The organism is Pseudomonas sp. S31, assembly GCF_016648105.1.
Classification (GTDB): Bacteria; Pseudomonadota; Gammaproteobacteria; order Pseudomonadales; family Pseudomonadaceae; genus Aquipseudomonas.
The window spans coordinates 1-380 of the sequence record NZ_JACVVE010000099.1 but is presented as its reverse complement, the minus strand read 5'-3'; the positions used below and the strand labels follow the sequence as shown (position 1 = coordinate 380).

The following is a 380-nucleotide window of genomic DNA, read 5'->3' as shown; positions in this document are numbered from 1 at the left end:
AGTCGTAAGCCCCACTGACAGCTCGCCGGGCGGCAGTTGCTCAAATGAGGTTTCCATGGCTACGATACTGTATCCATATACAGTATTGGTGCAGCATGTACTTCCTTCTCGTCCGCCGCCGCGTGAACGGCGTGGTCATCCCTTCTGATCAGATCCGCAAGATCCAGCCCCTGCGGGCCGACATTCATATTGGCGACCACCACAGTGAGCCGCTTGGCCGGGTATCGACCCAGGCCTGGGTGTTCAACCCGTCGCCTGGGCCGGACATAATCCCGAGGCTGTACGACGCTGCCGTGACGACAATGGCCCAGCGCGGCATAAGCATCTCGGGTGTTGAGCACATCGACGGCGTGATGTACGCCCAGTCCTGGTGGTGCAGG

1 protein-coding gene is annotated in these 380 nt (G+C 60.3%); it reads left to right on the top strand.

Features of this window, described 5'->3' with window-relative positions; genetic code table 11:
• Positions 1-95: 95 nt before the first annotated feature.
• On the top strand, positions 96-380 hold a 285-nt coding region (locus IAE37_RS28635; RefSeq protein ID WP_201178801.1), incomplete at its 3' end, for a hypothetical protein.